This window comes from Candidatus Fermentibacter sp. (genome assembly GCA_030373045.1).
In the GTDB taxonomy this organism is placed as follows: domain Bacteria; phylum Fermentibacterota; class Fermentibacteria; order Fermentibacterales; family Fermentibacteraceae; genus Fermentibacter.
Window position 1 is genome coordinate 93,374 of the sequence record JAUCPW010000003.1, and the last position, 20,228, is coordinate 113,601.

Annotated in this window: 21 protein-coding genes and 3 tRNA genes; 18 read left to right on the forward strand and 6 right to left on the reverse strand. The window is 66.8% G+C overall.

Features of this window, described 5'->3' with window-relative positions:
* Positions 1–155 precede the first annotated feature (155 nt).
* The gene (locus tag QUS11_00985; protein MDM7991870.1) at positions 156–1,631 is read right to left on the reverse strand and encodes an FAD-binding oxidoreductase; all 1,476 of its coding nucleotides are present in this window, start codon (positions 1,629–1,631) and stop codon (positions 156–158) included.
* Between the two features lie 150 nt (positions 1,632–1,781).
* Here QUS11_00985 and QUS11_00990 point away from each other — a divergent pair, with 150 nt between their 5' ends.
* The 7 genes from QUS11_00990 (at position 1,782) to QUS11_01020 (ending at position 8,410) form a co-directional block, all read left to right on the forward strand.
* Entirely contained in the window at positions 1,782–3,035 is a 1,254-nt protein-coding gene (locus QUS11_00990) for a 3-isopropylmalate dehydratase large subunit (GenBank protein MDM7991871.1), read from the forward strand.
* 1 nt (position 3,036) lies between these two features.
* On the forward strand, positions 3,037–3,531 hold the full coding sequence (leuD, locus tag QUS11_00995; protein MDM7991872.1) for a 3-isopropylmalate dehydratase small subunit: 495 nt from the start codon (positions 3,037–3,039) through the stop codon (positions 3,529–3,531).
* A complete protein-coding gene (locus tag QUS11_01000; protein MDM7991873.1) occupies positions 3,528–4,166 on the forward strand; it encodes a hypothetical protein in 639 nt (212 codons plus the stop codon). Before leuD ends, QUS11_01000 begins: the two co-directional genes overlap by 4 nt.
* Before the next feature lie 42 nt (positions 4,167–4,208).
* Positions 4,209–4,284, forward strand: a tRNA-Thr gene (locus QUS11_01005).
* Positions 4,285–4,308: 24 nt separating this feature from the next.
* Complete coding sequence (locus QUS11_01010; GenBank protein MDM7991874.1) at positions 4,309–5,655, forward strand: hypothetical protein; 1,347 nt, start codon at positions 4,309–4,311, stop codon at positions 5,653–5,655.
* A complete protein-coding gene (gene glmS / locus QUS11_01015) occupies positions 5,643–7,475 on the forward strand; it encodes a glutamine--fructose-6-phosphate transaminase (isomerizing) (protein MDM7991875.1) in 1,833 nt (610 codons plus the stop codon). The genes QUS11_01010 and glmS overlap by 13 nt, the downstream gene beginning before the upstream one ends.
* A complete protein-coding gene (locus QUS11_01020) occupies positions 7,472–8,410 on the forward strand; it encodes a YihY/virulence factor BrkB family protein (GenBank protein ID MDM7991876.1) in 939 nt (312 codons plus the stop codon). Before glmS ends, QUS11_01020 begins: the two co-directional genes overlap by 4 nt.
* A 6-nt stretch (positions 8,411–8,416) precedes the next feature.
* Here the strand turns inward: QUS11_01020 and QUS11_01025 are convergent, their stop codons facing one another.
* The 4 genes from QUS11_01025 to QUS11_01040 form a co-directional block, all read right to left on the reverse strand.
* On the reverse strand, positions 8,417–9,406 hold the full coding sequence (locus QUS11_01025; GenBank protein ID MDM7991877.1) for a DUF933 domain-containing protein: 990 nt from the start codon (positions 9,404–9,406) through the stop codon (positions 8,417–8,419).
* A gap of 72 nt (positions 9,407–9,478) precedes the next feature.
* Positions 9,479–9,883, reverse strand: coding sequence for a hypothetical protein (locus tag QUS11_01030; GenBank protein ID MDM7991878.1), 405 nt, complete (start codon positions 9,881–9,883; stop codon positions 9,479–9,481).
* A gap of 23 nt (positions 9,884–9,906) precedes the next feature.
* Positions 9,907–10,164, reverse strand: coding sequence for a hypothetical protein (locus QUS11_01035; GenBank protein MDM7991879.1), 258 nt, complete (start codon positions 10,162–10,164; stop codon positions 9,907–9,909).
* Positions 10,164–10,511, reverse strand: coding sequence for a DUF2089 family protein (locus QUS11_01040; protein ID MDM7991880.1), 348 nt, complete (start codon positions 10,509–10,511; stop codon positions 10,164–10,166). The genes QUS11_01035 and QUS11_01040 overlap by 1 nt, the downstream gene beginning before the upstream one ends.
* Before the next feature lie 152 nt (positions 10,512–10,663).
* On the opposite strand from QUS11_01040, the gene QUS11_01045 reads away from it, so the two are divergent.
* Positions 10,664–11,926 (forward strand): glucose-1-phosphate adenylyltransferase, encoded by a 1,263-nt coding sequence (locus QUS11_01045; GenBank protein MDM7991881.1) that lies wholly within the window; start codon positions 10,664–10,666, stop codon positions 11,924–11,926.
* Positions 11,927–12,028: 102 nt separating this feature from the next.
* Positions 12,029–13,063 carry a hypothetical protein gene (locus QUS11_01050; GenBank protein MDM7991882.1) on the forward strand — a complete coding sequence of 345 codons (1,035 nt, stop codon included), beginning with the start codon at positions 12,029–12,031 and terminating at the stop codon, positions 13,061–13,063.
* A gap of 334 nt (positions 13,064–13,397) precedes the next feature.
* Here the strand turns inward: QUS11_01050 and QUS11_01055 are convergent, their stop codons facing one another.
* Positions 13,398–14,567: a PLP-dependent aminotransferase family protein gene (locus tag QUS11_01055; GenBank protein ID MDM7991883.1), complete on the reverse strand. Its 1,170-nt coding sequence runs from the start codon at positions 14,565–14,567 to the stop codon at positions 13,398–13,400.
* Between the two features lie 176 nt (positions 14,568–14,743).
* Between QUS11_01055 and QUS11_01060 the strand changes: the two genes are divergently transcribed.
* From QUS11_01060 to QUS11_01100, 9 genes are all read left to right on the forward strand, one after another.
* Positions 14,744–15,199: a peptidylprolyl isomerase gene (locus QUS11_01060; GenBank protein ID MDM7991884.1), complete on the forward strand. Its 456-nt coding sequence runs from the start codon at positions 14,744–14,746 to the stop codon at positions 15,197–15,199.
* A 12-nt stretch (positions 15,200–15,211) separates the two neighbouring features.
* On the forward strand, positions 15,212–16,180 hold the full coding sequence (locus tag QUS11_01065) for an RluA family pseudouridine synthase (protein MDM7991885.1): 969 nt from the start codon (positions 15,212–15,214) through the stop codon (positions 16,178–16,180).
* Positions 16,180–16,752 carry a hypothetical protein gene (locus tag QUS11_01070; GenBank protein ID MDM7991886.1) on the forward strand — a complete coding sequence of 191 codons (573 nt, stop codon included), beginning with the start codon at positions 16,180–16,182 and terminating at the stop codon, positions 16,750–16,752. Before QUS11_01065 ends, QUS11_01070 begins: the two co-directional genes overlap by 1 nt.
* A complete protein-coding gene (gene truA / locus QUS11_01075; GenBank protein MDM7991887.1) occupies positions 16,752–17,498 on the forward strand; it encodes a tRNA pseudouridine(38-40) synthase TruA in 747 nt (248 codons plus the stop codon). Before QUS11_01070 ends, truA begins: the two co-directional genes overlap by 1 nt.
* On the forward strand, positions 17,495–17,971 hold the full coding sequence (locus QUS11_01080) for an SPOR domain-containing protein (protein MDM7991888.1): 477 nt from the start codon (positions 17,495–17,497) through the stop codon (positions 17,969–17,971). Before truA ends, QUS11_01080 begins: the two co-directional genes overlap by 4 nt.
* A 40-nt stretch (positions 17,972–18,011) precedes the next feature.
* Positions 18,012–18,087: transfer RNA gene (locus tag QUS11_01085), tRNA-Gly, on the forward strand.
* A gap of 81 nt (positions 18,088–18,168) precedes the next feature.
* A tRNA-Cys gene (locus QUS11_01090) sits at positions 18,169–18,243 on the forward strand.
* Positions 18,244–18,280: 37 nt separating this feature from the next.
* Positions 18,281–18,421, forward strand: coding sequence for a CD1871A family CXXC motif-containing protein (locus QUS11_01095; protein MDM7991889.1), 141 nt, complete (start codon positions 18,281–18,283; stop codon positions 18,419–18,421).
* On the forward strand, positions 18,418–20,103 hold the full coding sequence (locus tag QUS11_01100) for a 4Fe-4S binding protein (GenBank protein ID MDM7991890.1): 1,686 nt from the start codon (positions 18,418–18,420) through the stop codon (positions 20,101–20,103). The genes QUS11_01095 and QUS11_01100 overlap by 4 nt, the downstream gene beginning before the upstream one ends.
* The last annotated feature ends 125 nt before the right edge of the window (positions 20,104–20,228 follow it).

A 20,228-nucleotide genomic window follows, 5' to 3' on the forward strand; every position in this document is an offset into this window, starting at 1 on the left:
AAAGGGCTTCCGGTATCCGGCTTCCGGTTTCCGGCTTCCGGTTTAGGGCTTCCGGACCTCCGGACACCCGACGCCTGATGCCGAATGCCGGACGCCGAACGCCGAATGCCGAACGCCGGCTGCTGCTGCCGGACGCCGGAAACCGGACGCCCCTTTCACGCCCACCGGATGGCCCTCGCGAAGCGCCTCTCCGGGTCCAGCGACCGCCTGAGGCGCGTCATCGACGCGATCACGCCCGGCGGGTGCATCATCCCGAGCAGTCCTCCCTTGAGCCTGCCCAGGCCGTGCTCGGCCGAGACGGTGCCGCCCATCGACACTGCGAGCCGGGCGATCTCGTGCATGCACCGCTCCGATGCCTCCATCTCCGCTTCTCTCCGGGGGAGGACGTTGGCGTGCAGGTGCCCCTGGCCTGCGTGGCCGAAGACGACGCCCGCGAGGCCGGCCCCGTCGATGATGGCCCTGATGCCGGCATGGAAGTCGCCTGTCAGCCCCGGGGGTACCGCCGAATCGGACCCGTACTTGCGTATCCCCGGCACCGACAGCCGGAGCCTGGATATCTCCCTGTTCACCATCTCCGGCAGGGAGTGGCGGAAGCTCCTCATCCTCGAATCCCAGGCCCCTTCGAATCCGGCCCAGACCAGGTCGCCCGGTATCCCGGAAGCCGTCGCCAGGTCGTCCAGCCTGCCCAGGATCGAGTACGTCACGGCATCGCCGGAGGATTCCAGGCGGACCATCACTGCGCAGGAGGCGCCCTCCGGGGGCAGGACCGCACCCGGGAGGGGGTCGCGCCTCAAGAAGTCGAGGCACTCCCGGTCCATGACCTCGAGTGCCCGCAGGATGAGCCCGGACTGCCGGACCGCCCCTGCCAGGGGCCAGAGGCCCTGGGGATCGGGGTGGAAAAGGACGGCATCGATGATCGTGCAGGGGCTCGGAGCCAGCCTGAGAACCAGCCCCGTCACCAGTCCGAGGGTCCCCTCGGAGCCGAGGAAGAGGTCGAGCAGGTCCATCCCCTCGCGCAGGGCGTAGCCGGCCGCGTCCTTGGGGTTCGGGTGCGCGGGGATCTCTCCCATGACGAGCGTGCCCAGCGCGGGATGGCGGCAGGTGCCGCCCGGGCCGAAGGCGCAGTCCCCCCGCACGAGCGTGACGGGAGAGCCGTCGGGGAGGACGAGGTCGGCGGATTCCACCCATCTCCGCGTCGAGCCGTACAGCAGGCTGTCGGACCCCGAAGCGTCGGTCGCGGCCATGCCGCCCAGGGATGCCGCGGCCTCCGTGGGATCGGGCGGGAAGAAGAGGCCGGGGGCATCCGACGACAGACGGAACGAGAGATCCTCGAGGGTGACGCCTGCCTCGACGGCCACCGTGGCGCCCTCAACCGGGCCGAGCCTCCTCATGAGGCATGTGGACAGGACTGCTCCGCCGTCGGGCAGTGCGCCAGCGACGACGCCCGTGCGCCCTCCCGAGATCGTCAGCGGGAGGCTCCTCGACGCGCATGACCGGACGTACTCCGCGGCCTCGGCGGCCGAGGAGGGCCAGCACGCCTCGTCGCACCAGGCGCCGGCCATGCCCGACTCGTCGGTCAGGATGCCGGGCTCTCTTTCCGACACCGCGCCGGATCCCTGCAGGATCCTCATGAACCCATCCGGGCCTGTCGAACGGGTGACTCGACGGTGTGCAGGCGAATCCTCCGGGTTTGTCGGGCGGGGAACAATGTTGTTATTGATAGAATACATTGGGCGTCGATCTTCGGTAAGTGCGACCTCTTCCGGAAGGGCAGGGACTGGATGGGCCTGACGTTCGCGATGAAGGTGCTGGGGCGCATAGCCGGGCACGAGGTGAAGACGGGCGAGATCGTCTTCGTCGAGCCCGACATCGTCCTCACCCACGACAACAGCTCGGCCATCATCGACAAGTTCGAGAGCACCGTCCCGGGCGGCCGCGTGAAGTACCCGGACAGGATCGCCATAGTGCTGGACCACGTGATCCCGGCCGACTCGAGCAAGGATGCCGCGGGCCAGCGCAAGATACGCGAGTTCGTGAAGAGGCAGGGCATCGGGCGCTTCTACGAGATGGGCACAGGCATCTGCCACCAGGTCGTGCCGGAGAAGGGGCTCTGCCCCCCGGGCAGCCTCGTCGTCGGCAGCGACAGCCATACCTGCACCTACGGCGCGTTCAACTCCTTCGCGACCGGCATAGACAGAACCGAGGCGGCCGGGCTCTGGATCACCGGGCGCACATGGCTCAAGGTCCCCGAGAGCATCTGCGTGAACCTGGAGGGCGGGCTCGGGCGCATGGTGTCGGCCAAGGACATCGTGCTGAGGATCATAGGCGACATCGGAGCAGACGGTGCCAACTACATGGCCGTCGAGTTCCACGGCGCCGGGATCTCCTCGCTCAGGATCTCCGAGCGCATGACCATCAGCAACATGGGCGTCGAGATGGGCGCGAAGATCGCCGTCTTCCCGGCCGACGGCCAGACGAGGGAGTTCTTCAGGGACAGGGGGACCCGCTGCGACGGCGCGGTGTGGAGCGATCACGACGCGCCCTTCATCCGGACTCTCGACTACGACCTTTCCAGCCTCGTACCGGTGGTCGCCAGACCCCATGCGGTCGACAACGTGGTGCCGGTGACGGAACTGCCCGAGACCAGGATAGACCAGGTCCTCCTCGGAACCTGCACGAACGGCAGGCTTGAGGACTTCAGGGCTGCCGCGGCCATACTCAAGGGCAGGAAGGTGGCTCCATCCGTCAGGCTCATAGTGGCACCCGCCTCGCGCGAGGTCTACATCCAGGCGATGAGGGCCGGCTACCTCGAGGATCTCATACAGGCCGGCGGGACCGTGATACCGCCGGGTTGCGGCCCATGCCTCGGCGCCCACCAGGGCGTCCTCGCCCCCGGAGAGAGGTGCCTCTCGACGGCGAACCGCAACTTCAAGGGCAGGATGGGGGAGAAGGACGCAGAGATCTATCTCTCCTCCCCCGAGACCGCCGCGGCAAGCGCTCTGACAGGTGTAGTCACCGACCCGAGGGAGGTGTGAGATGGCCGTGTTCCGCTACGATCAGGACGACATAAACACCGACCTCCTGTTCCCCGGCAAGTACACGTACTCATGCTCGAAGGGCCCCGAGATCAGGGAGCACCTGCTGGAAGACCTCGACCCCGGCTTCGCCGGCTCGGTCCAGCCCGGCGACATAATCATGGCGGGCAGCAACTTCGGCTGTGGATCGAGCCGCGAGCAGCCCTCGCTCGGGCTGAAGTACGTCGGCCTGGCCGGGGTGGTGGCCAAGTCGTTCTCGCGGATCTTCTACCGCAGCGCCATCAACCAGGGGCTCCTGCTGGTCGAGTGCCCGGCGGCGGTGGACGCATACAGGCCCGGCGACGAGGTCTCGATCGATGCCAAGAGCGGCATCGTGAAGGTCGGAGGGAAATCGTTCCCCTTCCCCGCCCTGCCCCCGGAGATGATCGCGGTCCTCGAGGCCGGCGGGCTCCTCGAGTACATCTCGGCGGAACTCGCGGCCGGCAAGCCGAAATGACGGGCGGAGCCCTTCGCATCCTCCCCGTGCTGGCCTGCCTGGCGCTGCCCGCAGCTTCGCAGGGCATGGAGGTCAGCCTGGGCGCGGCCGCATCCAGCCTCTCCCCGACCGAGCCGTTCTACGACAGCGCGTTCCTGACGCCCGGCACATGCCTCGGCGCGGTGGTCACGGTGGACGCTCCCGGCCCGCTGAGCTTCTCGGTGGGGCTGGAGGACTTCTCGAAGGACGCCCCGGCCGGCTGGGACGGCAGCGTGGACGCCTTCCTCGTCACCCTCTTCCCGACGGCCGGGCTCGAACTCCTCGACGGATTCGAGGTCTTCGCCGGGCCCGGCGCCGTCTACCTCTCGGGCGACTACAGCGGAACCGACAGGTACGGCAGGTTCGTGGAGGCCGACGGCGCGAGCGTGGGATTCGGGTTCTCCGCGGGAGGCGAAGTCTCGATAAGCGGCCCGCTCAGCGGCAGGCTCGAATATCGGAGGACGTTCATGGACCTCTCCACCGGCAGTGCCGTGGTGGACGGAACCGGGCAGGCAGTCTACCCCGCCGAGGAGACCGATCTCGGCTATTCGCAGTTCGGCTTCGCCCTCGTAGTCTCGATCCTGGGCGGGGAGGGCTCCCTTCTGGGTGGGCTTTGATTTCGGGCCCCGCGTGACTATCATTGCCGATCCTCGGAAGGCGCCGGCGTAGCTCAGGTGGTAGAGCAGCGCACTCGTAATGCGCAGGTCATCGGTTCGAGTCCGATCGCCGGCTCCAGCTCCTTCACGGGACGGGTTCTTCTTGGATAAGCCCATCATCAGCGGTTCCGGAATCAGAGGCGTGTTCGGCAGGTCCTTCACGGTCGCCGACGCGATGGGTTTCGCAGCGGCCTTCGGCGAGATCGCCGGACCGGGCCCGGTGATCGTCGGCAGGGACACCCGCCGCAGCGGGCCCGCCGTCGAGGCCGCCGTGGTGTCGGGGCTCTGCGCGGTCGGGTGCGAGCCCGTGCTGATAGGCGTGGCGCCCACCCCCACCATTCAGATGGAGGTCATCGCCTCCGGGGCCAGGGGCGGGATCGCGATCACTTCGAGCCACAACCCGGGCGACTGGAACGCTCTGAAGCTGATAGGCCGCGACGGGGTGTTCCTCAGGGCGCAGGCGAGGGCCGCCCTGATGGAGAGGACGGCCGCCTCCCGACGGTGGACCGGGTACGACGAGGCGGGCGCTCCGGCACATTCCTACGGGGCGGTCGACAGGCATGTCGAGAGTGTTGCGGCGCTGCCGCTCGTGCGGTGCGACGGCAGGCCCATGCGCGCCGTGCTCGACGTCGTGGGAGGCACGGGCCTCCTGCTGGGGCCGGTTCTGATGGACATGCTGGGCGTCGAGTACTCGATCATCAACAGCTCCATGACTCCTGCGGGCGACTTCCCAAGGGTGGCCGAACCCCTGCCGAAGTACATCGGCGACCTCTGCAGGGCGGTCGTGGAGACGGGCGCCGACATAGGTTTCGCGTACGATCCCGACGGCGACAGGCTCGCCCTGGTCGACGAGACCGGAAGGGCGCCGGGTGAGGAGTACACCGTCGCGCTCGCCGTCGATCACGTGCTCTCCCACAGGAAGTCGCCGGTCGTCGTCAACATGTCCACGTCCGGCCTGGCCGGTATCTGCGCTTCGAGGCACGGCGCCGTGCTCTCGAGATCGCCGGTGGGCGAGGTGAACGTGGTCGAGGAGATGGAGGCCAGGGGCGCCAGCATCGGAGGCGAAGGGAACGGTGGAGTGATCGACCGGGAGTGCCATCCCGGGCGCGACAGCGCAGTGGCTGCGGCCTATGCCGTCTCGCTGCTCCGGGAGAGGGACTGCACACTGTCGGAGTGGATCTCCACGCTTCCCCCGCTCAGGATGATCAAGCTCAAGTTCAGGTTCGAGGGGACGCTCGACGACCTGAGACCCCGCCTGGAGAGTGAGTTCGGCAGCCCCTCCGACACCAGGGACGGGCTCAGGTTCACCACGCCGGGGGGGTGGGTCCACGTGAGACGGTCCGGCACGGAGCCGGTCGTGAGGCTCATAGCCGAGGATTCCGACGAGCGCGCCCTCGATTCGATCAGAGCCGGGTTCGTCGAGATGGCGGGTGAACCATGTGCGGAATAGTCGGTTATGTGGGCTCGAAGAACGCCCTGGAGATCCTCCTCGGAGGTCTGCGCAGGCTCGAATACCGGGGGTACGATTCCGCCGGGTACGCTGTACAGAGCAAGGGCGGGCTCATCATCCGCAGGTGCAGGGGAAGGGTCGCCGACCTCGAGGCGCTGGATCCGGGCAATGCGGTCGAGGCCACCGCCGGCATCGCGCACACCAGGTGGGCGACGCATGGCGAGCCCTCGGAGAGGAACGCCCATCCCCAGATGGACAGCACCGGCAGGATAGCCCTGGTGCACAACGGCATAATCGAGAACTACAGGGCTCTCAGGCGCGAGCTCCAGGAACAGGGCATCGAGTTCAAGTCCGATACCGACACCGAGGTCATAGCCCAGCTCGTCGGCCTCGAGGTCACGGCGGGCAAGGGCCTCTTCGAGGCCGTCAGGTCCGCCCTGGCAAGGGTACAGGGGGCATACGGCATCGCGGTGATCTCCACCCTCGAACCCGGCACGATGGTGGCGGCCAGACACGGAAGTCCTCTGGTGGTCGGCGTCGGCGAATCCGAGTTCATAGTGGCGAGCGACGTGGCAGCGATCATCTCGCACACCCGCGACGTGATCTTCCTGGGCGAAGGCGAGGTAGTGAGCGTCGGCCTGGAGGGGATGTCATCCGACAGGACCCCGGGGCTCCTGCGCGACCGGGTCGAGACCGTGGAGTGGGACCTCGCCGAGATAGAGAAGAACGGCTTCTCGCACTACATGCTCAAGGAGATCTTCAGCCAGCCGGAGTCGCTCACCAACGCCTTCCTCGGCAGGATCGACCTGGACGAGGGCACGGCCCACCTCGGCGGCCTCGGCCTCACTCCCGCCGACATGAACGCCGTACAGCGGATCATCATCACCGCCTGCGGGACCTCGTGGCATGCCGCACTGATAGGCAAGTACCTGATAGAATCCCTGGCCAGGGTGCCCGTGGACGTCGAGTACGCCTCCGAGTTCAGGTACCGCGACTTCGTGATAAGCCCGGGCTCCATAATGTTCGTGATCAGCCAGAGCGGAGAGACCGCCGACACCCTGGCGGCGCTCCGGGCCTGCAGGAGCAGGGGCTGCAGGGTGTTCGGCATAGTGAACGTGGTCGGTTCGACCATCGCCCGGGAGACCGACGCAGGCGTATACATCCATGCCGGGCCGGAGATAGGCGTCGCCTCCACCAAGGCCTTCACCTCCCAGGTCATGGTCCTCTCGCTTGTGGCGATGGCGTTCGGAAGGGCACGCGGGGTACTCAGCAGGGCCCAGGGCGTCGAACTGGCCAGGGAGATAAAGCTCATCCCGGGGAAGGTCTCGAAGATACTCGAGAGCTCCGACGACATAGCCTCGCTCGCCCGGGAGTTCACCTTCGCGCGGAACTTCCTGTACCTCGGGAGGGGGTACAACTACCCGGTCGCCCTCGAAGGGGCGCTGAAGCTCAAGGAGATCTCGTACATACACGCCGAGGGGTATCCGGCCGCGGAGATGAAGCACGGCCCCATAGCCCTGATCGACGAGGAGATGCCGGTCCTCGTCATCGCGGTGAAGGATGCGGCCTACGACAAGATCCTCTCGAACATCCAGGAGGTGAGGGCCAGGCGGGGCAGGGTGCTCGCCGTGGCCACGGAGGGTGACGAGGAGATCTCGTCGGTCAGCGACCACGTGCTGTGGGTGCCGGCGGCCGTCGATCCCCTGATGCCCCTGCTCACCGTGATACCGCTCCAGCTCCTGGCCTATCATGTGGCCACGGCCAGGGGCTGCGACGTCGACAAGCCGCGCAACCTCGCGAAGAGCGTGACAGTAGAGTGATACCCGCCATCCAGCGGATCGAGACCGGGGTCAGGACCCTCGTCAGGTTCGTCCGCTTCTTCGGCAGGAGGCTGTACGGAAAGTGGGATGCGGACAGCGTCTACTTCTCGGCTGCGGCCATCTCGTTCAACTTCCTGGTCACCGTCATACCCCTGGGGCTGCTCCTCGTGACGCTGTCGGGCTTCGCCTTCCGCGGCGACGACGAGCTGCGGGCCGTGGTGGGATCATGGATCTCAGAAGCCGGGCCGCTGGTGCCCGAGAGGATGTACCAGGAGCTGGAGAATGCGTTCTTCTCCGGCGCCAGCACGAGCATCACCGGGGCCATCGGGCTCCTGTCGCTGTTCTGGCTCGTGAGCAGGCTCTTCGGGACGATCCGGACAGCCTTCGACCGTGTCTTCGAGGTCCCGCGGGGGCGCAACCCCATACTCGGCAAGCTCTACGACTTCCTGCTCGCCCTGATGGTCTCGATATGCCTGTTCGCCACGCTCGTGATGAACACGCTGGCCTCGCTGGTGAGAGACAGCCTGCCGGGCGAGATCGCCGCGCGCTGGCCCCTCGTGGGCGAGCTCGTGGGCACCGGCTCGGCACAGGCCCTGGGATTCTTCTTCACCAGCCTGCTGTTCTTCACGCTCTTCTGGGCCGCACCAAACCGGAGGGTCTCCCTGAGGCAGGCGGGGACCGCCACCGTGCTGGCGTCGGCCATGGCGTGGGCGGGGACGAGGTTCTACATCTGGAGCATAAGCAGCCCCGACTGGGGTCTGGTGTACGGCTCCCTGGCGACCGTCATGGCCACGTTCCTCTGGATCTATCTGATGTGCGTCCTGCTGCTCGCATCCGCGGAGATCAGCCAGATCATCCACGAATGGCGGCACATGAAGAGGAGCCTGAAGCTCTCGCCCCGCGATGCCGGCTGGATGGACAGGGTGGCCGACTGACGCCGGTCAGACGCTGAAGCGGATCTCCAGGATGTCGCCGTCTCGGACCGTGTAGTCGCGGCCCTCCAGCCTCACCAGATTCCTCTCCTTGAGCACCTGCATGTCGGGGCAGCCGTGGAAGTCGTCGTAGGCCACCACCTGGGCCCTGATGAACCCGCGGGCCAGGTCGGAGTGGATCCTTCCCGCGGCCTCGAGGGCGCTCGAGTTCCTCGGGAGCGGCCAGGCCCTGACCTCGTCGTGCCCCATCGTGAGGAACACCATCAGATCGAGCGCGTCGAAAGCCCCGGTGACGATCCTGGCGAGCCCCGAGCCCTCGTATCCCATGGACTCGAGGAACTCGCCCCTTTCGGCCTCCGGGATCTCGGCCAGCTCCAGCTCGAATGCGGCGTTGACCGGCAGGCACTTCGCGGATGACGCGGCACAGTGCTCCAGCAGGACGGCCTCGTCGGATACCGGCGTGTCGGCCCGGTTCGAGACGACGAACAGGGGCTTGAGCGTCAGCGGGGCGAACGGTGAGAGCAGAGCCAGCGCATCGGCATCGAAGGTGCCGGTGCGGAGAGGTCTGCCGTCGGCGAGCATCGCGCCGGCCTCCTCCAGCACCTTCGCCTCCATCGTCCGGGTCTTCCCCTCGCGGGCCAGCCTCTCGGTCCTCTTCTCGATGACCGAGAGGTCGGACAGGATCATCTCGGACTCGCACGAGAGGAAGTCCGAATCCGCGCTTCCGGTGGCGTAGTTGTCGAGCACGAGCGCGATCACGGAAGCGTCCCTGAGGTCCGAGAGGGCCTTCGGCGAGAAGGCGGGGGACTGCGTGTCGGTGAAGACTATGCTGGCATGGACGGTCTTCCTGGGCTTCCAGACCTCCGACAGGAAATCGAGCCGGGTGTCGGGGACCTGGACGGTCAGGGGATTTCCGGAGTCGGCCGACGGGTTCCCGGCGAGCGCCCTGAAGAGTGTCGTCCTCCCGCCGCCGGGCGGGCCTGAAAGAGCTATCCTCATCGATGACCTCCGGGAATGGTTGGCGCAGGCGGGAAGATATCCGCCTGCGCCCCGTCCCGCCAGGAGGGCGGGCTATTCCGTGAAGATCCTGACGGTCTCCCCGTCGCTGCTCTCGACGTCGACCTTGAGTTCGGCGAGGAACCTGACGAGCTCCTCCTCGTCGAGCTTGGAGAGGCTCGAGAGGTCGATGCCCTTCTCGCTCATGGCCTCGGCGGCGTCCTTGGGCATCAGCGAACCGAGCCTGATGCCGGTCTTGATGAGGCTGAGGGGTATCCTGACGTTGACCTTGTCGCCGTCCTGCGAATCCACCACCACCCTGAGGTAGCGCAGATTCCTCGGGGAGTCGCCCGTCTGGCCCGGTTCGGGGGCCGGCTCGGCGGGGGCTGACGAGAGCTTCTCGAGGAGCATCGAAGCCTCGTCCACGCTGATCTTCTTCTCCGAGAGCATCGCCAGGATCTTCTTCCTCGACTCGGCCACCTCGCACCATCCCTTCAGTCTGATCAGACCCAGGCGAGCGAGAACCGCGCGCCTTCGACAGAATCGACTCCTATCCTCGTGCCGTGCAGGCGTGCGAGGGCGAATGCCAGCCTCGGCGATTCGCGCAGCAGACCGAGCGTCCTGCCGCGGCAGAACCTCGGGACCGGGAGGGTCAGCATCCACGCGATCCAGGAAAGGGGCAGCAGGATCATCCAGACCGGGAACCACGGCAGCACGACCGGCACCCTCCCGATCCTGGCCACGAGCAGCAGCGCCGGCATCACAGCCTCTCCATGGCCTGCGCGACGGTCAGCTCGCCCCTTGCGAGCAGTTCGAGGATGTCGTCCCTGCCGTCCGGAGCGGTCATCGTCCCGTTCAGGTTGTCGACTATCCTCTCGAGGCGGGCGCGCGCGGTTGGGAAGCTGACTCCCAGCAGCTCCTGGACCTTCTTGATGGACCCGAAGCTCCTGAGGAAGGCGATCACGATGGCCTGATCCTGAACCGGCAGGGAGGCGAGGGGCGACACCGTGAACGACCCCTCCAGCCTGAGCGAGCAGTTCTCGCACGTACACGCCACCGGAGTCATCGGTCTTCCGCATCCGGGGCAGAGAGCACTTCCGAGATCCATATCCACCTCCAGAAACTGAAAGTATCATTTTAAGAAACTCTAAAAATGTCAACACCCGGATTAGAGAAAACTACGAAGCATCCACCGTACGGCCTTGACGCGGGTTTCCGGTTCGATAATCTCATGCCCGACTTCATCGATGGAGGTCGGGCGTGAGCAGGATCCTCGCCGTTATTCTCGGGGGCGGCAGCGGCACTCGTCTCTTCCCGCTGACCCTCCATAGAAGCAAGCCGGCAGTCCCCGTGGGCGGCAAGTACCGCCTGATAGACATCCCCGTGTCCAACTGCATCAACGACGAGATCAGGCGCATCCTCGTCCTGACGCAGTACAACAGCGAGAGCCTCAACAGGCACGTCTCGCAGACCTACAGGTTCGACAGGTTCACCGACGGCTTCGTGTCCATCCTCGCCGCGGAGCAGACCGCCAGCAACAAGAGCTGGTTCCAGGGCACCGCCGATGCCGTCCGCAAGAGCCTCGTGCACATAATGGACAGCCGCCCGGAGCTCGTTCTCATCCTCTCCGGCGACCAGCTCTACAGGATGAACTTCCGCGATTTCGAGAGGAGCCACCTCGATTCCGGCGCGGACATCTCGATAGCCACCAAGCCGGTGTCGAAAGCCGACGCTCCGGGCCTGGGGATAATGAAGATCGCATCCGGAGGCAGGATAATCGAGTTCCGGGAGAAGCCCGCGGCGGATTCCCTGGACGGGCTCGTGAGCGAAGGCCCCGGGCTCACGCCCGGGCGGCCGCTCCTAGGGAGCATGGGGATCTACCTGTTCAGGCCCGATGTGCTGATGGAGGCCCTCGGGAACGAATCCATGACCGACTTCGGCAAGGAGGTCATCCCCTGGGCCATAGGCCGCATGAAGGTGCAGTCGTACCTGTTCGACGGATACTGGTCCGACATCGGGACCATAGGAAGCTTCTTCGAGGCGAACCTCGACCTCGCGTCGGAGAACCCGCAGCTCGACCTGTTCAAGAACGGCGTGCCCATCTTCTCGAGGGCGAGGGCGCTGCCGGGCGCCCGCGTCAGGAACTGCACGCTCGACAGTGCGGTGATCTGCGAGGCGAGCGAGCTCTCCGGCGCGACGATCCGGAGGAGCATCATCGGCCTGAGGAGCAGGGTGAGGGACGGTTCGGTGCTCGAGGACTGCGTCTTCATGGGTTCGGACTACTGGGAGGGGAGCTTCCGTGACTCCCGGAGTCCCGGCGTTGCCGGGCGGCCCGCTGTCGGAATAGGCGAGAACTGCCTGATCCGCAGGGCGATCATCGACAAGAACGCCCGGGTCGGCGACGGCAGCAGGCTGGTGAACGAGAAGGCCCTGGACTTCTTCGACGGCGACGGCTACTTCATCAGGGACGGGATAACCGTCATCCCCAAGAACGGCGTGATCCAGCCCGGAACCGTCGTATGAGAGATCGTTGACTTCCGGCGGGAAACCGCGATATACGGCCAGCATCGGGACCGCTCCGCGGGGGTGGTCCGGCTTCCCCAAATCGAGCCCGGGAGGGTATCTATGAAGCTGGCACTGACAACCGTCCTGGTCCTTGCGATGGCCGCCTCAGCGAGCTATCCGCGCCTGGCGACCCTCGGCGGCGACCCCAGGCTGATGCTCGAGGACTACGTCGAGATGTGGGCCTATCCCGGCACGATCTCCGACTACGAGTTCGCGACGGGCCAGTCCGACGGGACCGGGGATGCGGACGGCTGGTTCGGCCTCGTGAAGAACTTCGACGGCTCGACCCTGGGCGTGACGATCAACCACGGAGACATGCTCGAGGTGCTCTACCACCCCGGCACCTGGGGCATGATAGTCGGGCTCGACTACGAGAAGTCCACCGAAGTCGAGGAAGGCGTGGAGATCACCGCGAAGGACATGGGCTTCGACGCGAACTGGGGCACCGAGGTCGGCATGTTCGGCGACTACAGCGACCTTGCGATCGGCTTCGGCTACGGCAAGGCCACCGAGACCATCGGCGAAGATCCCGAGACCGGTGACAGCTTCCTCAATGTCGGCGCATCCGTCCGCGGTCACCAGGATGCCTTCATCAACCTGTTCCCGATCATCTCCGCCGGCGTCCAGATGTCCACGCTGATCGACGGCGACGACGACACCGAGGATGCCAAGGCGACCTCCATCACCGTCGACCTCGGTGCCGGGCACAACCACTTCGTGGCGCCCCAGACCGCGGTCGTGGTCGGCGTGTACACCGGGGTCATCAGCACGTCCTACAGCGGTGACGCGTACGAGGGCTGGGACAGCAGGATGCACGTCATCATCCCCAGGATCACCGGCGGCATCGAGCAGTACGTCGGCAAGTGGATCACCTTCCGCGCCGGCGCCACCAGCCATACCGAGTACGATTCGCAGGGCGACGTGAACAGCTTCTCGACCGAGTTCAACACCGACTTCGGCATCGGCCTGCACTGGGACAACTTCACGGTCGACGCCACGATCACCGAGGGCTTCCTCCACGACGGGCCCTACATGATCGGCGGGGACGGCGAGAACGGCTTCATGGGGTCTCTCGCCGCGACCTACACGTTCTAGATCCATCGGAGAAAGAAGAGGGGGGCTGCCCTCGGGCAGCCCCTCGCTCATTCCCGCGGACGCGGAAATGAGCAGGCCTGACAGCTGCCCGCTACTGTGTGAAGACACCGCTCGGCGGGCGGCGAGAAGGCCCGGAGCGTACTTCCCCGGAAGGTGTTCCGGATCCGCGTCAGCGGATCCGACCACGCTGTCAAATCCCTTCCGGGGTTTCCACGCCCTCTCGCAGATCCCGAATCCCGCGAAGCGGGATGAGCCATGCGACAGCACGGTTCGCGAAGCGAACCTGCGAAAGCAACCTTCGGGAACCGTGCTGCGGGCTACCTATCAGTTCGTGTCACGAAACTGATGCTTTGTGTATCAGCGCGCTCAGCCGCTTCACGCCCTCGCAGATCTGCATCTCGGAGGCGTAGCTGAAGTTCAGCCTCATGCTCCTGTGGTCGTCCTCGTCGGGGTAGAACGCGCTGCCCGGGACATAGGCGACCTTCTCCCTGATGGCGGCGTGGAACATGTCGTCGGAGTCCATGCCCTCGGGCAGCGTCAGCCAGAGGAACAGGCCGCCCTCGGGCTTCGTCCACTTGATCCCGGGGACGTCGAGGAGGTGGTTGTCGAGGCAGCTCAGCATCAGCTCGCGCCGCCTGGCGTAGAGCTCGATCGTCTTCACGAGACCCTTCTGCAGGGCTCCGCTCGCCATCACATGGTGCGCTATCGCCTGGTTGAACGGAGGAGAGCAGAGGTCCGTCCCCTGCTTGGCCATGACCATCTTGTCGATTATCCAGTCGGGCCCGTAGGCCCAGCCCAGGCGGAAGCCCGGCATGAGGATCTTCGAGAAGGTGTAGAGGGAGAGGACGGAGTCGGGAGCCATCGACTGGAAGGTGGGCTCGTGCTTGCCGGTGTAGCGGAGCTGCCTGTAGGGAGTGTCCTCGATGATCAGGTAGCCGCCCTCCCGTGCGATGCGGATGATCTCGCGGCGCCTGTTCTCGGGGATGGTGACCCCCGCGGGGTTCTGGAAGTCGGGGATGACGTATATGAACTTGGGTCTTCTGTTCTCGGATTCGAGTCTGCGGATGGTGTCGGCGAGCATGTCGGGCCGCATCCCGTGGTCGTCCAGGGGAACTCCGACTGGCCTTCCCTGGTAGCTGCGGAATGCCTGGAGGGCGCCGAGGTAGGTCGGGAGGCCCACGACGCAGGTGTCACCGGGGTCGAGGAATATCTTGCCGACGAAGTCGAGCCCCTGCTGGGAGGCCACGGTCACCAGGATGTTCGAGGGATCGGCCGGCGTGCCGTCCTGCTTCATGAGATCGGCCAGGTCCTGCCGCAGGCGCATGTCGCCCTCGGTGGAGCCGTACTGCAGAGCCTTGTCGGACTCCTCCCAGAGGACCTTGTTGGTGGCCATGGCGACCTCGGCCACGGGGAAGGTCTCGGGAGCGGGGAGGCCTCCGGCGAAGGAGATGATCTCGGGGTTGGACGTGAGCTTCAGGAGTTCGCGGATCACGGATCTCTTCATTGATCTGGCGCGGGCCGAGAACAGCAGTTCCCTGTCCAAGGGTGCCTCCTTTCAGGAAACCGGAAGACCGTCGCGATGGAGGAGAGGACGGCCTGTTGGATGCTCGGACGTTTGGAGTATAGTTAGATGCTCGTTCCCGGACAAACAAAAGCACACAATCACGGAGGTCACAGTAGATGCGGATCATGATCGCAGCAGCGGCCGTCGCCGCACTGGCCCTGTCCGCCTGCGGCCGCCCCGAGGGCGGGGAACCTGCCCCGGCGGACTCTGCAGCAACCGGAGGAGACAGCTTGGCAGTCAACGCACCCCAGACCATCGAGGCGAGCCATATCCTGATAGCCTACGCCGGCGCCATGAGGGCCGCGCCCACGGTCACCAGGACCGCCGAAGAGGCCGCTCAGCTCGCCGCCGACCTGCTGTCCCAGATCCAGACCGGGACGATCACGTTCGAGGATGCCGCCATCGAATACTCCGACTGCCCCTCGGGTGCGGGCGGCGGTTCGCTCGGCCAGTTCGGCAGGGGTGCGATGGTCCCCGAGTTCGAGAACGCAGCCTTCGCACTCCAGGTCGGCGGGATCTCCGGCGTGGTCGAGACGGACTTCGGCTACCACATCATCAAGAGGACCCTCTAGACCCTCACGGGCTTGGAAACTCTCAGCCTGAGGGTCGAAGACGGCGAGACAGGGCTGAGGCTGGACAGCTTTCTGGCTCTGAAGGCGCCCGGCCTCAGCCGCAGCTACATCTCCACCCTGATAGTCAACGGGAGGGTTCTCCTCCAGGGCTGCCACGTGACCAAGCCCTCGCACAGGGTGAAGCCGGGGGAGGAGTTCGTCCTCGAAGTGCCCGACCCGGTCGGGATCGACCTGACCCCGGAGCCCATGGACCTCGACATAGCCTACGAGGATGACCACCTGCTGGTCATCTTCAAGCCTGCCGGGCTGGTGGTGCATCCATCCCCCTCGTCTCCGGCCGGGACCCTCGTCAACGCCCTGCTCGCGCACTGCAGCGCAGGCCTGTCGGGCATATCCGGCGAACTCCGCCCCGGGATCGTACACAGGCTCGACAAGGACACCACCGGTCTCCTCGTGGTCGCGAAGGACGACAGGACGCACGCCGGCCTGTCGGCCCAGCTCGCGGCACGGACGGTGAAGAGGCGCTACCTCGCTCTCGTGTGGGGGAGACCCGATCCACCCGCGGGAAGGGTCGACGCTCCGATAGGCAGGGATCCCGGACAGCGCAAGCTCATGCGCATAACGACCACCGGCAGGCGCGCCGTGACCAACTACAGGGTCATGAGGGAGTTCGACCTGGCCTGCATGCTCGAGTGCAGGCTCGAAACCGGGCGGACCCATCAGATCAGGGTCCACATGGCCTCGATGGGTTGCCCGGTGATCGCCGATGCCAGATATGGCGGCATGAGGCCCCGCGGGATGCCGTCCACCGCTTCGGCGAGGGCCTACGTGGCCGACGTCGTGCGCCTCGCCGGCCATCAGATGCTCCATGCCGAGACACTCGGCTTCATCCACCCCGTCACCGGGGAGGAGCTGGAGTTCAACGCCGCTCCCCCCCTCGAGTTCCACCTGGCGCTGAAGAGGCTCGAGGAGGGGACCTGATGGGCGGTCCGCCGCGGGCCGCCGCCGGTCTGCTCGGCATGGTCTCCGCTCCGGCCGCATGCCTTCTCCTGAGCCCTTCGCTGCTCCCGGCGGCGCTCGTCTTCCCCCTTGTGGGAACAGTCAGATGGAGGGTGAAGTGGCTCGCGGCGGCCCTGGCGGTGTCGGCCGCCCCTCTCGCGGTCGCCGTGTGGTTCGCCCTGTCGGATTCCGCGGGAGATGTCCTGGTTCCGCTCAGGTGGGCGCTCTCGGTCTCGTGCGGCCTGTATTTCGCGAAGAGGGCCCCGGCGAAGGGGATCGGAGCGCTTCTCAGGGCATGGTCCGGCCGCGCGCCCGCGGGCCGTTCGCTCCTCGCTGACGCGGGTGACGTCCTCTCGGCCTCCGCTGAGATCCGCGAGGGCATGAGGGGTGTTCATCCCCTTCGCACGAAGCCCGGGGAGCTGGTCGAGAGGCTGTCCCGTTCCCTGTCGGCGTACAGGCCGGCGCCAGCTGATCCGGAGCCCGCGGGTCCTGCGATGATGGCCGAGGCCTGGGCTGCATGGGCGCTCCTTCTGGCCGGGGTGGCCGGTTTCTGATGGCAGTCAGGCTGCGATTCACGGTCGAATACGACGGGACCGGCTACGCCGGATGGCAGGCCCAGCCCGCAGGGCGCACCGTCCAGGGCGAGATCGAGCGATGCCTGGCTGTTCTCCTCGGCCGGCAGTGCCGGGTGACCGGCAGCGGGAGGACCGACGCCGGGGTGCATGCATCGGGCCAGGTCGCCCACGTCGACATAGAAGAGGCCGAGGAGAGCCGTGTCGTGTCAGGCCTTCCCGAGATCCTGCCCGCCGACGTCGCGTTGCACGGCATCCGCCGTGCTGATCCTGGATTCCACGCAAGGTTCTCTGCGAGCGGGAGGGAGTACTCCTACCGGATCCTGAAGGGCAGGAGCCCGCTTTACGGGAGATACGCATTCGAGTGCCCGTGGCCCTGCCTCGACACGGCCGCCATGAGGGCCGCTGCCGAGCTCTCCCTCGGCGTGTCCGACTGGCGCGGCATGTCGAAGGAGGGCAGCGGGAACAGGACCTGGAGAGTCGACGTGCGCGCCGCGGATGTGACGGAGGACGCCCGGGGCTGGACCATGGCGATCCGCGCTGACAGATTCCTCAGGGGCATGGTCAGGATATGGTCGGGTACCCTCGTCGAGATCGGCCGGGGCAGGTTCGCTGCCGGAAGGGTGCGAGAGATCCTCGGCACCGGCGACAGGACGCTCGCGGGGCCGTCGCTCCCGGCGAAGGGCCTGACGCTGGTGAGAGTCGAATACGGGACGGAGGATGGATGAACCGTCACAGCGCAGCAGCGGTGTTTCTGGCGGCATCCGTTGCCGCCTGGTGCGGGTGCGGAGCCTCCTCGGCCCGTTCCGGGAGTTCCGGCGACCGCGTGCAGGCCGTGCCCGACGAGAGCGTGGTTGATCCCTACGGCGATCCCGTCGTCTATCCCGGGGATCCGTTCGAAGGCTTCCCCGTCGTGAACGAGCTGACGTATCCGGGAGAGTCGGGTACGGGTGTCGTGGAGCCTCCCGCAGCAGGTTCCTGGGCCGTCCAGGTGGCGGCATGCGCAGCCGAGGAAGATGCGGCGAGGCTTGCAGGGATCGCATCGGCGGCCACCGGGCTCGTGAGCCGTATCGACTTCGAGGGCTCCTGGTGGAAGGTGAGGCTCGGTTCCTACGAGAGCAGGGAGGATGCAGGGGAGGGGCTCGAGACCGCCAGGTCGTACGGATACGGCGATGCCTGGATAGTGGAGCTCCTGCCTTGACACGGATCGGCGCCCTCCGCAATAATCCGGCCGATTCGGAGCGGGAATAGCTCAGTTGGTAGAGCTCCACCTTGCCAAGGTGGAGGTCGCGGGTTCGAGTCCCGTTTCCCGCTCCACAACCTCCCCCGCCGTCTCTGTCATGGCCTTTCCTGGATCGACCCGGGACTGCGGGGACGGACATGCCAGCAGACCGGCGAGGCGGCGTAGCCAAGTGGTAAGGCAGCGGATTGCAAATCCGCCATACAGCGGTTCGACCCCGCTCGCCGCCTCCATTCCCCCGACAGCCCCGGAATCCGCCGGAGCCCCCCTGTGAAGGCCTGGAGATCCGCGGGCTTCCTGCTGGCCCTCCTCTGCCTGGCGTCCTTCATCATCGGATACGCGCTCGGAGATCCGTCGCTCGTCTTCAGGAAGGCCGCCACGGTGTGCCTCGAGTGCATCGGGGTCGGATGACCCGCGGGACCGTCAGGATCCTGTCGCAGGCCGTCTCGGCTCTGGCGGCGAACCTTCATCTCGCGGGCTGGCTCGACGGGACCCTCTACAGAGGCCCCGCCAAGGCCTTCTGCATCCCCGGGCTCCACTGCTATTCGTGCCCTTCGGCCGTGCTGGCGTGCCCCGTCGGTTCCGTCCAGAACCTGCTGGCCACTCCGGGCGGCCTCGCCGGGCTGTCCTCCCCGGCCTTCGGGCTCTGGACCCTGGCCGGGGTGGCGGGTTTCGTGATGCTGCCCGGATTCCTGGCGGGGCGGATCGCCTGCTCGCACATGTGCCCGTTCGGGCTGTTCCAGGACATCCTCCATCTCGTGCGGCTGCCCCCCCTCGACCTGCCGGACTCCCTACGGAGGGCGAAGTATGCCGTGCTGGCGGTCTTCGTCCTGCTTCTGCCGCTGCTGCTGCGCACCGAACCCGGCGGTGGCGGCGACCCGTGGTTCTGCAAGGCGGTGTGCCCGGCCGGGACTGTCTGGGCGGGATGGCCCCTCGTCCTCTTCGACGCGGGCAGGACCCTCCGGACGGGTTTCCTCTTCGCGTGGAAGTCGGCCGTCGCCGCAGCGGTGGTCGCCCTCTCGACCTCGGTCAGCCGCCCGTTCTGCAGGTATCTGTGCCCCCTGGGCGCCGCCTGGGGGCTCGCGGGGAGGGGATCGGTGTTCTCGATGAGGGTTTCGGACGCCTGCACGGGTTGCGGAACGTGCCGGAGGGTCTGCCCGATGGGGATAGAGATCAGGTTCGATCCCTCCTCGGCGGAGTGCATCAGGTGCGGCCGCTGCATCGGAGCGTGCCCCGCGGGCGCGCTTTCGCACTCAGCGCGCAGGGGACGTCCGCAGGCCGTGCGCGCCAGGCGGTCCGACCTCGCCTGGATCGGCCTAGTGGCGGTGCTTCTCGTGCCGGTGGCGCTCCATGTCGCCGATCACGGAGAGATGACGGCAGCCACGGGCGGATCGCCCGCCTTCGAGGGCGGACGGGCCCTCGACAGCCTTCTCGCAGCGGGCGCAGGCAGGCCGGTCATCCTGAACTTCTGGGCTACATGGTGCACGCCATGCATCAGGGAGCTGCCGGAGATCGAAGCTGCACTGGCCGGAGGCTCTGTGCCGGTGACGGTGATAGGGGTGGACATAGGCGATCCCGAACCGGAGCCCTTCAGGCGGTATGCCTCGCAGGCCGGACTCTCCTTTCCGCTCGTCTGGGTCGATCCGGAGACTGCCGCCCTGCTCGAGGAGAGGTACCGTCTCCCGGGCCTCCTCCCCTCGACGATGGTGCTCGACGGTGGCGGGGCCGAGGTGGCGAGGATCTCCGGGGCGCGCGACAGGGCGTTCTTCGAGGAACTGGTGTCGGGGCTCGGGGAGTCCGGCTCCCCGCCGGGGGAGGATGAGGCCCTGCAGGCCGGGGGAGCGGTCCACATCAACCTTGTCGGCACCCCGGGAGACCCCGCCTACGAGGCGCTCTCGGCCGAGGCCCTGACTCTCGCCGGAGCCGGCGGGGTCACTGCCTTCGATCCGTCGGTCCCGGCGGACAGCCAGGCGATGGCCGCCCTCTCCCTTCCGTTCCTCGGGCATCCGTATGCCCAGGCCTGCGTGGGGGCGGCCTGCGGCAGGCCTTCCTCCGATCCGGGAACCCTTCGCCAGACCGTGGAAGCCCTGTGACCCGGCTCCCGGCTCCTCACCGCCATGCCCGGGCCTGGACCTGGGCGGACAGGGGCGGGGGCTTTACAGCAGGGGCGAGCTTTGAGATATCCGTGCCGAAAGTGGGATCCATACATCGCGGAGGT

Coding starts and splice junctions, on each gene's coding strand:
- QUS11_00985 (MDM7991870.1), bottom strand. CDS start 1,631: ATGAGGATCCTGCAGGGATCCGGCGCGGTGTCGGAAAGAGAGCCCGGC.
- QUS11_00990 (MDM7991871.1), top strand. CDS start 1,782: ATGGGCCTGACGTTCGCGATGAAGGTGCTGGGGCGCATAGCCGGGCAC.
- leuD (MDM7991872.1), top strand. CDS start 3,037: ATGGCCGTGTTCCGCTACGATCAGGACGACATAAACACCGACCTCCTG.
- QUS11_01000 (MDM7991873.1), top strand. CDS start 3,528: ATGACGGGCGGAGCCCTTCGCATCCTCCCCGTGCTGGCCTGCCTGGCG.
- glmS (MDM7991875.1), top strand. CDS start 5,643: ATGTGCGGAATAGTCGGTTATGTGGGCTCGAAGAACGCCCTGGAGATC.
- QUS11_01025 (MDM7991877.1), bottom strand. CDS start 9,406: ATGAGGATAGCTCTTTCAGGCCCGCCCGGCGGCGGGAGGACGACACTC.
- QUS11_01035 (MDM7991879.1), bottom strand. CDS start 10,164: ATGCCGGCGCTGCTGCTCGTGGCCAGGATCGGGAGGGTGCCGGTCGTG.
- QUS11_01040 (MDM7991880.1), bottom strand. CDS start 10,511: ATGGATCTCGGAAGTGCTCTCTGCCCCGGATGCGGAAGACCGATGACT.
- QUS11_01050 (MDM7991882.1), top strand. CDS start 12,029: ATGAAGCTGGCACTGACAACCGTCCTGGTCCTTGCGATGGCCGCCTCA.
- QUS11_01055 (MDM7991883.1), bottom strand. CDS start 14,567: ATGAAGAGATCCGTGATCCGCGAACTCCTGAAGCTCACGTCCAACCCC.
- QUS11_01060 (MDM7991884.1), top strand. CDS start 14,744: ATGCGGATCATGATCGCAGCAGCGGCCGTCGCCGCACTGGCCCTGTCC.
- QUS11_01070 (MDM7991886.1), top strand. CDS start 16,180: ATGGGCGGTCCGCCGCGGGCCGCCGCCGGTCTGCTCGGCATGGTCTCC.
- truA (MDM7991887.1), top strand. CDS start 16,752: ATGGCAGTCAGGCTGCGATTCACGGTCGAATACGACGGGACCGGCTAC.
- QUS11_01080 (MDM7991888.1), top strand. CDS start 17,495: ATGAACCGTCACAGCGCAGCAGCGGTGTTTCTGGCGGCATCCGTTGCC.
- QUS11_01100 (MDM7991890.1), top strand. CDS start 18,418: ATGACCCGCGGGACCGTCAGGATCCTGTCGCAGGCCGTCTCGGCTCTG.